The organism is Acinetobacter sp. YH12058 (assembly GCF_013419805.1).
GTDB lineage: Bacteria > Pseudomonadota > Gammaproteobacteria > Pseudomonadales > Moraxellaceae > Acinetobacter > Acinetobacter towneri.
In genome coordinates this window covers 39,254-54,178 of sequence record NZ_VOZL01000019.1, presented here as the reverse complement: position 1 = coordinate 54,178, position 14,925 = coordinate 39,254, and the positions used below count along the sequence as shown (strand labels likewise).

General features: G+C 37.5%; 15 protein-coding genes. 9 read left to right on the top strand and 6 right to left on the bottom strand.

The features are described 5' to 3' along the window. Window positions 1-143 precede the first annotated feature (143 nt). On the bottom strand, window positions 144-539 hold the full coding sequence (locus FTU09_RS11035) for a hypothetical protein (RefSeq protein ID WP_178319058.1): 396 nt from the start codon (window positions 537-539) through the stop codon (window positions 144-146). Between the two features lie 578 nt (window positions 540-1,117). On the opposite strand from FTU09_RS11035, the gene FTU09_RS11030 reads away from it, so the two are divergent. From FTU09_RS11030 to FTU09_RS11005, 6 genes are all read left to right on the top strand, one after another. Beyond that, window positions 1,118-1,468: a helix-turn-helix domain-containing protein gene (locus FTU09_RS11030; protein ID WP_180061123.1), complete on the top strand. Its 351-nt coding sequence runs from the start codon at window positions 1,118-1,120 to the stop codon at window positions 1,466-1,468. A gap of 3 nt (window positions 1,469-1,471) precedes the next feature. Further along, entirely contained in the window at window positions 1,472-2,011 is a 540-nt protein-coding gene (locus FTU09_RS11025; protein WP_180061124.1) for an ImmA/IrrE family metallo-endopeptidase, read from the top strand. Between the two features lie 156 nt (window positions 2,012-2,167). Beyond that, on the top strand, window positions 2,168-2,320 hold the full coding sequence (locus FTU09_RS11020; RefSeq protein ID WP_180061125.1) for a hypothetical protein: 153 nt from the start codon (window positions 2,168-2,170) through the stop codon (window positions 2,318-2,320). 60 nt (window positions 2,321-2,380) lie between these two features. Next, window positions 2,381-2,893 (top strand): hypothetical protein, encoded by a 513-nt coding sequence (locus FTU09_RS11015; protein WP_180061126.1) that lies wholly within the window; start codon window positions 2,381-2,383, stop codon window positions 2,891-2,893. 243 nt (window positions 2,894-3,136) lie between these two features. After that, window positions 3,137-3,388, top strand: coding sequence for a hypothetical protein (locus FTU09_RS11010; protein WP_180061127.1), 252 nt, complete (start codon window positions 3,137-3,139; stop codon window positions 3,386-3,388). A 306-nt stretch (window positions 3,389-3,694) separates the two neighbouring features. Further along, the gene (locus FTU09_RS11005; protein WP_180080317.1) at window positions 3,695-4,279 is read left to right on the top strand and encodes a uracil-DNA glycosylase family protein; all 585 of its coding nucleotides are present in this window, start codon (window positions 3,695-3,697) and stop codon (window positions 4,277-4,279) included. A 77-nt stretch (window positions 4,280-4,356) separates the two neighbouring features. Here the strand turns inward: FTU09_RS11005 and FTU09_RS11000 are convergent, their stop codons facing one another. Then, window positions 4,357-5,880: a phospholipase D family protein gene (locus FTU09_RS11000; protein WP_180080320.1), complete on the bottom strand. Its 1,524-nt coding sequence runs from the start codon at window positions 5,878-5,880 to the stop codon at window positions 4,357-4,359. Window positions 5,881-6,117: 237 nt separating this feature from the next. Between FTU09_RS11000 and FTU09_RS10995 the strand changes: the two genes are divergently transcribed. Further along, on the top strand, window positions 6,118-7,233 hold the full coding sequence (locus tag FTU09_RS10995) for an S-(hydroxymethyl)glutathione dehydrogenase/class III alcohol dehydrogenase (RefSeq protein WP_004973720.1): 1,116 nt from the start codon (window positions 6,118-6,120) through the stop codon (window positions 7,231-7,233). A 517-nt stretch (window positions 7,234-7,750) separates the two neighbouring features. Next, window positions 7,751-8,809, top strand: coding sequence for a 3-deoxy-7-phosphoheptulonate synthase (locus FTU09_RS10990; protein WP_104851962.1), 1,059 nt, complete (start codon window positions 7,751-7,753; stop codon window positions 8,807-8,809). A gap of 123 nt (window positions 8,810-8,932) precedes the next feature. On the opposite strand, the gene FTU09_RS10985 is transcribed toward FTU09_RS10990, so the two are convergent. From FTU09_RS10985 to FTU09_RS10970, 4 genes are all read right to left on the bottom strand, one after another. Further along, window positions 8,933-10,123: an MFS transporter gene (locus tag FTU09_RS10985; protein WP_131261381.1), complete on the bottom strand. Its 1,191-nt coding sequence runs from the start codon at window positions 10,121-10,123 to the stop codon at window positions 8,933-8,935. A 294-nt stretch (window positions 10,124-10,417) separates the two neighbouring features. Continuing rightward, window positions 10,418-10,792: a glycine cleavage system protein GcvH gene (gcvH, locus tag FTU09_RS10980; RefSeq protein ID WP_096902550.1), complete on the bottom strand. Its 375-nt coding sequence runs from the start codon at window positions 10,790-10,792 to the stop codon at window positions 10,418-10,420. Window positions 10,793-10,863: 71 nt separating this feature from the next. Continuing rightward, complete coding sequence (locus FTU09_RS10975; protein ID WP_004973729.1) at window positions 10,864-11,892, bottom strand: AraC family transcriptional regulator; 1,029 nt, start codon at window positions 11,890-11,892, stop codon at window positions 10,864-10,866. 227 nt (window positions 11,893-12,119) lie between these two features. Then, entirely contained in the window at window positions 12,120-13,979 is a 1,860-nt protein-coding gene (locus FTU09_RS10970; protein ID WP_154320748.1) for an ABC transporter ATP-binding protein, read from the bottom strand. Between the two features lie 421 nt (window positions 13,980-14,400). On the opposite strand from FTU09_RS10970, the gene FTU09_RS10965 reads away from it, so the two are divergent. Beyond that, window positions 14,401-14,859 carry a DUF2147 domain-containing protein gene (locus FTU09_RS10965; protein ID WP_180080314.1) on the top strand — a complete coding sequence of 153 codons (459 nt, stop codon included), beginning with the start codon at window positions 14,401-14,403 and terminating at the stop codon, window positions 14,857-14,859. The last annotated feature ends 66 nt before the right edge of the window (window positions 14,860-14,925 follow it).

The window sequence follows — 14,925 nt, the reverse complement described above, 5'->3', positions numbered from 1 at the left end:
GCAACAGTTTACACCTGCAACTACACACTGAAACCAGGTAACACTGCCTCATATACTACCAACAGAGATGTGCGTGGTTGGTGGGATGGTATTATTTATTAATTTCTTTCTATTAAAAAAGCCCGCTGATTGCGGGCTTCTTTTTAACATTTTACAAGTTTTGTGCTAGCTAATGGCAATATGTACAATCCATTGCGCTCTTTGAAAAGCGTTACATTCATCAATACTGGTTTTTGTTGCTGATCACCATCTTCATCGTAATATGGCGCATACCATCCTGCAGTTGGTAGAGCTTTGTTGTGCATCCAGTCAGCTTCTATAAAAATAGGTTTAAATGTAAAGCTTGATTCCGCATAACTCCCCTCAATAAGCTTTGGAGTAACATTTACAAGGAGCATAAAGTCCCCGTTAGGCTCTTTAGTTTTGCATGTGCGGACGCTATCACCCCAGAGTCCAATATACTCATTTGGAATTGAATTAATTTCTTTTGCCGATGCCCAAGTAGAAAAGAAAAATAAAGCCAAGATAATGAATTTCATAATGTCTATTTATGTGATTAATGATCGCGTGAGAGTATACACCTTGTGGCTTGAATTATTGGAAATCTATAGTAATTCTAGAAGGAATGAACCGTACCGGGTTTGTCGGAGAGTCAATATTCTGAGAGACTATCCCGATGATAAGACCAAGTATCTCTTGGATCATGGCTACAAACCTGCAGATATTGATCGAATGAACCGCATGAAACATAACTCAAATCTACCCAAATAGATAAGAATTAACTTGCGGAAAATGATGTTTAAATTATTGTTGTCTATATTTGGGCTAAACGGTGCTGTAGAAATAGGTTTTGAGATAGGTGAGGAGCAGATCGAAGCAAAACAAAATAAAGAATAAAAAATGCCCGCTGATGCGGGCTTTTATTTTTCAGTACTAATGCCCAAATGTCACCATAGTTGACAAATTTATGATTTAGTCGCGAATGACACAAAATCATTAATCATAAAAATAATTAACCTTTAGGTTGATTTATTTTAAAAATTAGATAATATATTAAAAATACCGTAATGGTATTGCTCATCCAATAAAGGATGGGTTTAGTGATAGGGTTATGAAAATGTCTAAACTAACAGAATTTGGAAAAGCAATTAGGAAGCTTCGGATTGATTATGATAGCAACCTGAATGAACTTGCGACTTCTATTGGTGTTAGTTCAGCTTTCTTATCAGCTGTTGAAACAGGTAAAAAGCCAATAAGTGCTGAATTAATTACAAAAATTACAAATGCTCTAGGACTTACTAAAGATGAAGAAAAGCTGTTAACTCATGCTGCAAGCCAAAGTGTTGAAAACGTAACAATCAAAACGCATGATGCTGAAGAAGCAGAACTTGCCTTAATGTTTGCACGACGTATTCAGGCACAATCGGTCGATCTAGCTGAACTGAGAAAAATTTTAGAGGAGAATTAATATATGACATCTGGTTGTTCAGTGCCTCGAGGGTATAAAGTTCAGCCCTTGAGTGCACAAAGCATCAAGGATAAAGCTCGTACAGTACGGGATAAATTTTTCAATTTAGCACCTACTGATGCCATTGATTTGGTGAAAGTTCTTGAACATACGTTGCATCAATATAAGGTGACATTTGAAGTAAGAGAAATTCACGAGATGCCTGATGTTGAAGGGTGGACAAACCCAGATGCAGCATTAATTATTCTGCGTGAAGATGTCTATGACGCTTTATGTGATTCAACTAATCCAAGGCACAATCGATCACGTTTTACTGCCGCACATGAATTGGGACATTTGTTCCTTCATGAGGGAGTGACTTTTGCTCGAGGCTCATTGCCGACTCATAAGCATTTTGAAGATTCAGAATGGCAAGCTGATACGTTTGCAGCTGAGCTTTTAATGCCCACAGAACAATGTATTGGATTATCAATTGAACAGATTCAAGCTCAGTTTCAAGTTGGTTACTTGGCAGCTAAAAATAAATTTAATTCTTTAAAATGAAAAAACTGATATGTAAGTAATCTTTCATATCAGTTTCGGATAGTACACCCAAGGGCTATTCGGCTAACTCAGATGACTACTGTAAAGCGTAAGGAACTTCATTGTAGATCATTTAAGTTAGCTTTTCAAATCTCCTTGGGAGAGGAGGTGAGCTATGTGCTTAAGAAGTTAGGTACTCAAGAACCGCCGAAAGGCATGAAATGGGTGTTCTGTCGCTATCGTCGTGTACGAGGCAACTCTGGTCGAGTTTTAGATGCCCATAAGTACGGTTATCACGCATGGGCTTTCTTAGTTCGATGCGCAGCATAAATGATCTGGTGCACAAGCATTCGTGCTTGTGTGCTTTCTAATATTAGCAATGGAGTTTTAATGAAATATAGTAATGATGATGAAAAGTACAAAGCAGGAAAAAAGAGAATTAAAAGCAATCTTTTTCTGTTTACACCTGATGGCAATAAAGCTGTTTTAGAGTATATGCGTAATCTAACCCCCCAAGTTTTAGTTGGTGGCGTTTGGATATTATTTGTAGTACGCAGTAACACATTGAATAATTATATTCTGTGGTCTGTTACTTTAGCTATGGCATTTATTTTTTTCTATATTGTTATAGCAAATATTATGAATTTCATTCAACAGATTACTGATCATATGGACAGACAGGTTGAGAATTTATCTGAATATAGAGTTTGTGATAACCCATATAATCTTAAAGTATGGAGTAAGCATTTTTTAAGAACATTAAAATTGGTTGCCCAGAAGAGAAAAATTCTGTTAGTAGAGTTTGTTTTAGCACTCATTTTTTTACTGATACCGACTTTAATTGTTTTGTTCGCATCAGGTAATGCAGCTATTCAACTGCATAAAAGTATGATTGGAGGATAAATATGAACCATTTTATAATCAATCATAAAAAATGCCCTGAATGTGGTGGTCGTATCAAAGGCTATTATTACTACTGCGGACAATGCGGTAACCAAGATGTTGTAAATTGGAAGTTTTCTGGTGCACTCCTAATGATTGCTGGTGCAATATTTTTCTTAGTAATTTATTTTACGACAAAAAACTTTTGCGCGAATCTTCTGTTCTCACAAGTCCCATTTTGCAAATACTTTTAATGAGGCAAAAATGAAAGTTAAAGATTTAATAAAGAAATTAGAAACATATGATCCTGAATTAGAAGTTCTTATATCGAATGAAGAAGAGGAAATTATTGGCTTGAATAACCATGTTCGATTCTTTGATGTGACTCATATTTCTTCTCATCATGCTGAGACACAAAGAAATGATAAGAAGGGGAATGTAGAGTTCACATTTGTAGGCATGCCAACGAAGTATTCAAGAGAGTTTGTTTTTATTGATGTAGTATCGCAATTTTAAGCACATCAGAACGAAGAAAGTGCCTAATTAATGGCGCCTTTTTCATTTTTTTTATGAAAATTCATCCATTTTAGTACCAAATTTTTATAATTTTATTTTGTCATAATGGTCAATGCGTTCTATATTTTCCATAATAGTTTTGCAAAAGTTTTGCAGGAATTTTGCAGGCATTAATTATAAATGCATTAAATGGAATGGATTGTATCGTTGAAAAACCTGTAATTATGCTAAAATTTAAGAAACAGTCTTTTGATATTTAGTCAAAATTATTTTTTAAATCGCATTATAACTTATTGATTTTAAATAATGTCTGAAATAGAAACCCATCCACTCGAACCCTTTTTACCCGCCAATGCTAAGCTGTTAATGTTGGGAAGTTTTCCTCCGCCAAAAAACCGCTGGAAAATGGATTTTTACTATCCGAATTATCAAAATGATATGTGGCGAATTTTGGGCTTATGCTTTTTTCAAGATAAAAACTACTTTTTAGATTTAGAAGCTAAAAATTTTCATCTTCATAAAATTATTGATTTTTTAAACACCACTGGCATTGCTATTTCAGATACGGCGCAGCAGGTGATTCGCTTAAAAGGCAATGCATCAGACAAATTTTTACAGATTGAAAAACCAATGGATATTGCAGCACTTTTAAGCAAGATACCTTTATGTCAAAGCATTATGACCACAGGCGATAAAGCGACTGATACACTCATGTTATCTATGCCTGAATCTGCCGAAAAACCTCAAATTGGGCAGGCGACACATTGCTATTTTGCCAAGCGTGAGCTGCATTTATATCGGATGCCTTCATCTTCACGAGCCTATCCTTTAGCTTTAGAGAAAAAGGCAGAAGCGTATTTTAACTTATTTAAAGAAATAGGCTTACTATAAGTAACTTTAAATAATTGTAGACAGTGATGGCAGAGAAAGAAAAATACGCTTCCATAATTAATGTCTACCTATTGTCATTACATCATCCATTCAATAGGGAATAATGAAACTGTTTTCATCATAAAACGCTGAAACTGTGTGGTTTCAGGATCATGATGATACGTTTGAATACTGCCATCTGCCTGATGATCTAACCAAATAATTTGACCGTTTTCGTCTAATTGCAGTTCATACGCAATTTGTGGCAAATAGCGGTCTAAAGATTGAGAAACATCGTTTTGCAATTGTTCAAACTCTAACACCAAGCCAACTTCGGTATTTAATTTTGCAGAACGAGGATCAAGGTTAAAAGAACCTACAAAGACCATGCCATCTATATCAAAGAATTTGGCATGTAAACTCGAGGCGTTTTTGCCTTTGGCAGGAATTACGTTACCCGTTGCAACTTCATACCAAGTACGCTTTTTTCGTTCAATATAAGGCTTAAATTCATATAAACGAATACCTGATTTAAGTAAATCTACGCGATACTGCTGATAAAATGCATGTACCAAAGGCACATCATTGGCTAAAAATGAATTGGTCAATACACGTATCTGTATTCCTTTTTCAGCCAGTTGAGTGAGTGTTTTAAGACCATCTTCTGTTGGGACAAAATAGGCAGAAACCAGTTCTAAATGTTGTTTGGGCTCACCCATTAACTTTAACATTTGTTTGTAAATCAGTTGCTCGCCTTGAGCTGTACCCCGAATTTTATTCGGAGAATCTGCCACAAAATGCGCACGTACCCACTGTACAGGATGTTGTTCTAATTTGATGCTGACTTCTTCTTGCGCGTTAGCCACACGTTCACGAATTTTATCTTTATATTTGGCATTTAATTCATAGCGATTACGCAATTCTCTCAATTGCAACGCGTTGCCTGTGCCTAATAATTGCTTTACTGAATAGCTTAGTTCGTCATTCCAAAACTCTAAAAACACGGCATTGGCTTGGGGGACAGCACTGCCATAGAATAGAATATCCATATCAGTAAATTGAAAAATTTCACTGGCATCAAAATATTCACGGCTAATATTACGCCCACCTGTCACGGCAATCGCCCCATCGGCAATAATTAGTTTATTGTGCATACGGCGATTGATTTGTTTAAAACGAAACAAATAATCCATCACACGAAAATGCCGATATTTGTACGGATTGAAAATTTTTATTTCAAAATTAGGATGCTGAGCAAGCCGTTTTAAGGTTGGATCAAGTTGCGTACCATTTTGATCATCAATTAATAAACGAACTTTTACACCACGATCTGCTGCTTTGAGCAGTTCAGCCAACATCAACTGACCAATTAAATCATCTTCCCAAATGTAATATTGTAAATCTAAATGGTGCTGTGCTTTTTGAATCAAATATAAACGCGAGGCGATGCTACTAAAGGCATCATTTAGAGAAAGATACGCTGTTAAATTTTGGGATAAATGTGCATCAATTTCCTGACCATTCAGCCAATGATCTACATAATGCTCAACAGGGCTATCTTTGCTCGCTTGATTCATCGGTAAACTGCATCCTGTCAGTAAAATAGCGAAAAAAGCCAACATTCCAAGCCAGTAACAAGGTCTTTGGATCTTCATGATTATTCTTAAGTCATTCTGTATTTATACATGGAGATTATCCTCATGTTAATGCTTGAAACTCTGAATAGAAAGAGGGTATTGTGAGAGTCTGTTGATATTTTATAAATAGCTTGCGAGATATCTCTCTCACATCGCAAACATAGACGAATTGTCAGCAGCCCCTTATCATCTGTTAATGTATTTTTTAGGGATAATTTGCTCATGAAATCACGTGCAGCCGTCGCATTCGGCCCAGGTCAGCCGCTTGAAATTGTTGAAATTGATGTTGCACCGCCGCAGGCTGGAGAAGTCTTGGTCAAAATTACCCACACAGGGGTATGCCATACCGATGCATTTACCTTATCGGGTGAAGATCCTGAAGGTGTTTTCCCTGCAGTTCTTGGCCATGAAGGTGCAGGTATTGTGGTTGAAGTTGGTGAGGGTGTGACCAGTGTTCAACCAGGCGATCATGTGATTCCGCTTTACACAGCAGAATGTGGCGAATGTTTATTCTGTAAATCTGGTAAAACCAACCTATGCGTTTCCGTACGTGCGACACAAGGTAAAGGTTTAATGCCTGATGGCACGACACGTTTTTCTTATAATGGACAACCGATTTATCACTACATGGGCTGTTCAACCTTTAGTGAATATACGGTAGTTGCTGAAGTATCTTTAGCAAAAATTAATCCTGAAGCCAATCATGAGCAAGTTTGCTTATTAGGTTGCGGTGTTACAACTGGTTTAGGTGCAGTTAAAAATACTGCAAAAGTCCAAGAAGGCGATACCGTTGCGGTATTTGGCTTAGGTGGTATTGGTTTAGCAGTTGTGCAAGGTGCGCATAAAGCCAAAGCCAGCCGTATTATCGCCATTGATACCAACCCAGAGAAATTCAAATTGGCAGAACAATTTGGTGCAACCGAATTCTTAAATCCAAAAGATTATGACCGCCCAATTCAGGAAGTCATTGTGGAAAAAACAGGTTGGGGCGTAGATCATTCTTTTGAATGTATTGGAAATACCAATGTGATGCGTTCCGCTTTGGAATGTGCGCATCGTGGTTGGGGACAATCCATTATTATTGGTGTTGCAGGTGCAGGTCAGGAAATTTCAACTCGTCCATTCCAATTGGTGACAGGTCGTACTTGGAAAGGAACTGCGTTTGGTGGTGTAAAAGGTCGTTCGCAATTGCCAGGCATGGTTGAAGAAGCCATGAAGGGTGATATTCAACTCGAACCATTTGTAACGCACACCATGGGGCTAGACCAAATTAATGAAGCCTTTGATTTAATGCATGAGGGTAAATCTATTCGTAGTGTGATTCATTTTGATCAATGATGAGTAACGCGCTTAAATAAAGACCCAACAAAAACCAAGCTTCGGCTTGGTTTTTTTAACCCCTGGATTCGCTAAAACAGCAGCTTAATTTTAATAAATACATCCAATAAAAATTATTTTACAAAAAGGATTGCCAAACGGAACAATACAGCGTATTTTAATTTTAACAGCTCATTTTTTGATGAAAACAAGATGTTAAAGCAACCTTTAATCGCAAACGCTTACTATTACTTTTGGCAGTTTCAATGATTGCCTGAGTCGCGTTCGGGCAAAAGGTTGCCCACCAGTTGATACCTGATCGGCAACCCTGATCAGGTTTTTTTATGTCTGGTGTTTTGAATTTTATAGGTTTTTCGGAGATTTAATCATGTACAACGTTAATTATTCATACTTTAGCAACTTTTATTGGTTTTACTTTAGTCAATCTATGACTCAAACCTTGCAATCCATTAGACCCATAACGCTGAAATAAATGATCGGACTGTAAAAAAGAGAAACAGTCCAAAGGAACAGACCAATGAATGCTTTAAATACTGCTTTACAACAACAGACCAACAATACTGAAATTAGTTTAAGTTTACCGCATCAACTCAAAGCGCAACTCCCACTTTCATCTGCGCTAAAACAACAAATCGCACAACATCGACAGATTATTCAGAACATTTTAGCGGGCACAGACCCTCGCTTATTGGTCATTACAGGACCTTGTTCAATTCATGATCCGCAAGCAGCACTCGAATACGCAGAAAAATTAAAACAATTACAAAGCCAAGTTTCAGATCAAATTTTCTTGGTGATGCGCGCCTATATCGAAAAGCCACGTACTACGGTAGGCTGGAAAGGCTTTTTGTATGACCCAGACTTAGATGGCTCTGCAAACATGCAATTAGGCTTAGAAAAATCACGTGAACTGTATCTACAAATTATAGAAATGGGTTTACCAATTGCTTCTGAAATTTTAAGCCCAATGGCAACAGGATATTTTGATGATGTACTGGCTTGGGGTGCAATTGGCGCACGTACCAGTGAATCACAAATTCACCGTGAAATTTCTAGCGCCATGCCGTATAGCATTGGTTTCAAAAACGGAACTGATGGCTCAATTCAAATTGCATTAGATGCAATTCAATCGGCAAGTCATCCACATCAATTCATGGGAATGAGCCAGTCGGGTTTACCTGCTATTTTGTCATCACAAGGTAATCCACACGCGCATTTAATTTTACGTGGCGCAAATTCAGGGCCAAATTATCAATTGGCAGAAATTGAGAAAATTCAGCACAAAGCCAAAGGGCAGTTGCCTGCATTGATTATTGACTGTAGTCACGGTAACAGCCATAAAGACCCACAACAACAACCGCAAGTCTTGCGTACCATTGTGGCAGAACGTGAACAGACGCAAGTCCGTGGCATCATGTTAGAAAGTCATTTGGTGGATGGAAATCAAAAGATTTCTTGCGAGATGACTTATGGTCAATCTGTTACCGATGGCTGCTTGGGTTGGGATAAGACTGAACAACTGCTTATTGAGGTCGCTGAAAGCTTAAATCGTCAGGTTTTGGCTAAAACTGCATAAAAAATAAAACTCCAGAAACCCAAAAAACCTGAAATTTCAGGTTTTTTGGGTGGGAGAGTATTTAAAAATCAACTCTTCTTAGATTAGTTTTTAAAATAACAATTCTTTTGCTGCTATTAAAAACTAAGCCTGAATATCTGCATTAGGTTGTTTAGCCACAACAAATTTATAGAAAATTAAACTGATTAAGGTCACAACAGCACAGAGCAAATACGCTGCGGTATAGTCATAACCCGCAATAATCCAACCTAGAATTAACGCGCCTAAGGCGATACCAATATCGTAACAACAAAAATACGTAGATGTGGCATGACCAATACGATCTTTAGGGGAGCGTTGAATTGAAATGGTTTGCAGGCAAGGTTGGGCAGACCCGAACCCTACACCAATTAATGCAGCAGCCAACATAAAACCGAATACACTGTGTACCTGACTCAAGACAATTAATCCTAAAGCAAATAATATAATTGCAGGATAAATCACATAACTCGCCCCTTTACGATCATAAATTTTGCCTGTAATTGGGCGCAAAATCATCATCGAAACTGCAAATATCACGAAGAATAAACTCGCATAAGACAGCATATTGCGTGATTCTGCAAAGGTGGAAATAAATGACATAATACTGGCATACGCGAAAGAAACCATCATCGCCATGAGTGATACAGGAATTGCTTTTTTCTCTACAAAATCTTGAAGCCCTAATTTACGTTTAGGTGTTGTTTCAGTTTTTACTTTTTGGGTCGCAATTGGAATCATTAAACAGAAGGCGAAACCTACCCAAACACTGACGGATAGTAAGGTAGAAATACTGGCATAAGAAACACTTTGAATCAGACTTAAACCAATTAAAGGTCCCAATACAATCCCTAAATTTACTGACACCAAAAAATAGCCCATACCTTCACCTTTGCGACTGTCTGGAATAAAGTTATTGGCAATAGGGACGGTAACTGTGGTGACAATGCTGAACCAAATCCCATGTAAAAAACGCAGTACGAGTAGAAACAGTAAACTATCTACAAAAATGTATGCCACGCTACACAGACAAAACATGATTTCAGAAACATATAAGGTTTTCTTTACACCAAATTTTTCAATAATCAAACCGCTAAATGGGCGAATCGCGATTGCAGATAACATAAACAAAGTCATGGCTAAACCTGCCTGTGACAAGCTACCACCCAACTCATTCACAATATAAATAGGCAAAATTGTCGTTTGCGCAAAATAAAATATGAATAAGAACAAGTTATTGAATAAGCAGAGAATAAACGACTTATTCCATAAATGTTCGACATTTATAGCTGACATAACTTAAACCTATATATGGTGAGTGGAGTAGCGTGCAATGTGTACTTTGTTATACAGATGCTTTGTTATTGGAAGTCATCACACAGTAAGATCATGCAAAAAATAATAAACCCATTTATGTGAAAAGTATAGTTATTTAATAAAATTAAAACTAAAATTAGATTTTAATTCTATTTTTTTAATTGTTTTATCAAATAAAGATAATTTTATTTATTTCGCAAATTGCAATGCAAAAAAAATCAGCCGAAGCTGATTTCTTTGAATTTGAGCGATTAAACACTACAAATTTAAGGCTTATAAGCCAGATTCATAGTCCGCACTTGATAAAAGCTGTTCCACATCTGCCATATTGTCTGGCTTGATTTTATAAATCCAGCCTTTGCCATACGGTTCATCATTTACAAAGTCAGGGTCATCGTCTAAATTGCTATTTACTTCAACTACTTCGCCTGAAACAGGGGCGTGAATATCTGAAGCTGTTTTAACAGACTCAACCACACCTGCTTGTTCACCCGCAATTACTTTTTGACCAACTTCAGGTGCTTCTACATAGACCAAATCGCCTAAAGCATCTTGTGCGTGGTCTGAAATGCCTGTGACGACCAAATCACCTTCAATACGCACCCATTCATGTGTTCTTGCATATTTTAATTCCGCTGGGTGATTCATTTGATAACTCCTTAAATTGTATCGAATCTTTTTGCCATGTTTTATACATGCTTTTTGCTAAAAACAAAAGTTTATAAATACGGATCTTTACGCCAATTGCTCGGACTGCGTCCACTCCAGCGTTTAAAAGCACGACTAAAATTTGCCACATCGCTATAACCCAATTCATCGGCAATTTGTTCTAGCGTGTAGTCTGTACGGGAAAGCAGGGAAGTTGCATGCCGATAACGTACTTCATCGACCAAGTTTGAAAATGAAGTACCTTCTGCAGCCAGTTGACGTTTGAGTGTGCGGTCGGACATGTGTAGATAGTCGGCAACATTTTCAATGCTTAAATAATGCTGTTCTGCGTGGGTTAAAATATCACGTACTCGCATAGAAATGCGGCGACGTTCACCTAAAGCAGAAAGTTCGGCTTCACATTGATTAATCGCAATTTGACTGGCAATAGGATCGGCATTAATCATTTTTAAGCCTAGATATTGCTTGTCAAAACTTAAACCTAAATACGGCTGATCAAAACGGAATTGATGATAAGGAAATTTCGAAAAATACTGATCAAAACCTGCAGGTTTAGGAAAGTCAAAATCGACTTCACCTGTAAAGTGTTCGGTACCTGTCATGGCTTTACTCATGGTAATCATGCCAATAATTAAAGCGATGGCAATTTCTGTGCGTAAAGGTTCCATGTGAATATCACACTGCAATTGCAGACTGGCTTTTTCACCAAAAGTTGAGAAAAACAATTGTAAAAAGGGCATACGCAGTTGAATAAAACGATTGGCTAAAATCAACGCATCACTAATTTCATGCGCAGTCATAATCGCATAGCCAATAAAGCCATGAATGGAAATGCGCATTTGCGTACCAAGATGATAACCGAGCGTCGATTCGCCTGTAAGTTTTAAAGCATGTTTAACCAACTCATTGGCAATAGGTGTAGGAATACGACATTCTGGGTCTGCCAACATTTCGCTATTGAGTTGAAATGGTGCAAATAAGGTATCTGCGTTATAACCCCAACGGGATACAACATCCAAAACCAATAAGCCATAAACCCCTGGAACACCTTGTTCCTGACGTGCTGATATTGTTTTCATGCATGTTCCATTGCATTTGCTAATTTTATTTTAATTTGCCTTAGCGACTGTCATCTATGCATATCTTAGTTTGCCAAACGGCGACATAAGAACGTAGATGACATATTGCATCTTGGCATGAAAATTAAAGAAATCCTATGGAAATTGTTAGACAAAACAGGCTTTGACTATATGCGATAAATCTGCATTTCATCAAAGCCTGAGTTACAGCAAAGTTGCTGGAGATGCTAATTTTTATCAGTCGATGGTTTTACGATTTTATCTTGTTCAATTAAAAAACCACCTGTTTGACGCTGCCAAAGTTGTGCATAAATTCCGTTCATAGCCACCAGTTCATCATGCGTACCTTGTTCTGCAATACGTCCTTGATCGAGCACAATTAAACGATCCATTTGTGCAATGGTAGATAGTCTGTGTGCAATCGCGATTACAGTTTTACCTTGCATGAGTTCATCGAGGCTCGATTGAATTGCCGCTTCAACCTCAGAGTCGAGCGCACTGGTGGCTTCATCTAAAATTAAAATAGGTGCATCTTTTAAGAAAACACGGGCAATGGCAATACGTTGACGTTGTCCACCTGAAAGTTTAACACCCCGTTCGCCCACGTAGGCTTCATAGCCTTTTTTGCCACGTAAATCGGTCAATTGTGGAATAAATTCTTCGGCTTTGGCTTTGCGTACAGCTTCAAACATTTCTGCATCAGTCGCGTCAGGACGACCATATTTAATATTTTCAGCCACAGTACGGTGTAATAGCGAAGTATCTTGAGTGACAAGTGCAATATTTTTACGCAAACTGTCTTGGGTTACATCTTCAATATTTTGCCCATCAATCATAATTGAGCCGTGTTTGAGCTCATAAAAATGTAAAAGCAATTGAATGAGGGTCGATTTACCTGCACCCGAACGTCCCACAATACCAATTTTTTCGCCTGCACGAATATGCAGATTAAACTGGTCAATCACGTTTTTACTGTTATAAGCAAAACTGACATCTTTAAACTGAATTTCGCCTTGAGCAACTTGTAATGGCTTCGCATTGACTTTGTCTTGAATCGCAATTGGACGTCCAAGAGTTTTCATACCATCTTGAATGGTGCCGACATTTTCAAACAGGGCAGAGGTCTGCCACATCATAAACTCGGCAATACTGTTGAGTTTAAGAATCATGGCTGTGGTGGCTGCAATAATCCCCAATTCTGCACGACCATTTAACCACAGCCAAATTGCAGTACCTAAAACGCCTACATACAACACCACGCTCAGTAAATTGATGCTGATTTCATATTGAGCGCCCAAACGCATTTGTTTATAAACCGTCACCATAAATTCTTGCATAGATGCTTTGGCGTATTGGCTTTCACGGCCTGCATGCGCAAACAATTTTACGGTTTGGATATTGGTATAAGCATCGGTCACACGTCCTGTCATCACTGCACGTGCATCGGCTTGTTCATTAGATACTTTGCTCAAACGCGGAATAAAATAAGCTGCTGCAAGAATAAATAAAGCCAACCATAGCAATAACGGCAAAATGAGCATTGGAGAAATTGCGCCCAATACCAGACTAATCGTAATAAAGTAAATGAATACATAGGCAAGCATATCGCCCAAAATGACCCAAAACTCACGTACTGCTAAGGCGGTTTGCATGACTTTGGCAGAGAGTCTTCCTGCAAAATCATTATGGAAAAAATCCAGACTTTGTTGCAACATTAAATTGTGGAAACGCCAACGCAAACGCATTGGAAAACCACTGTATAACATTTGATGCTTCACAATTGACTGCGCACTGGCAAAAAAGATATTGGCCAATAAAATACAAAACAGCAAAGTAAGGTTCTGCTGATGTTGCGCAAGGAAAGTATCTGGCTGACTTTGACTAAGCCATGTGACTAAATCGCCAATTTTTGCATATAGCAAAGCTTCAAAGCTGGCAGCGCCTGCAGTACATAAAACCAATAACAATAAATATGGACGTACACCTGAAGCTGCTTGCCAAACAAAGGCAAAAAACGTGGTTGGCAAGGGTTCGGTCAAACCTTTATTTGGATAAGGATCTATAAGTTTCTCGAACCACTTGAGCATACGATGTTACCTTGATGACTAAACCTAAATTTAAAGATAGATAAATTTAAGACAGTAAAAACAAAAACTTAGGATAAAGTTAAGAGCATTCCTGTGAATATTTCGTAACTTATAGTGATACAGCTTGTAGGTCTAGTTTAAGCCATAACACAGCAAATGTTGAAAATAGAAATATAGATGATTAATTTGCATACAAAATCACGTTATAGATTCACTTTTATACATAAAGCTGCAACACATCAAAAATTATCCATCCACAAAAAGCGTATTGGTTCACATTTTTAATGATATTTCATCGAACCAATAGCATATAAACATTTAATTTTAATGAAAAAATTAATTTAAATTCAACATTGATTGCTATAATCACGCCCATTTTTAGCACAACCGTGCTGTAAATTGGTTTTAAGTTGATATTTTTATGATGCGTAATTTTTTAGGTGCAATTGCACTATATTTGGGATTTATTTTTCCTGCTCAAGCCATGCCATTTGATCCATTGATTGGTACATGGAAAGTCATTGATGATCATAAAGGGCATTATGTTGCAGAAATTGTGATTCGTAAGAACTCTAAAACTTCGGAATATAGTGCTGTAATTACTCGAAATTTGTTATCGGTAGGCACAATTCAATTAGAGGTATGCAGTAAATGCCAAGGCAACTTAAAGAATCAGCCCATAAAAGGCATGCAGGCATTAGAAGGCTTAGTGGCAAATTCAAATCCGAAACAATTTTCGCAAGGACAATGGATTAATCCGAAAGATGGTTATGTCTATAAAATTGATGCTCAATTAAATGCGGCGAATAATCAAATGAAAGTATATGGCAAAGCCAAGAGCGCGAATGCGATTAGCACGATGACTTGGAAAAAAATTTAACAGATTGTACGGCGTATTTTTGAAGCTACTTGATTGAAAGATTGAGTAGCTTTTTATCTTTTTGTG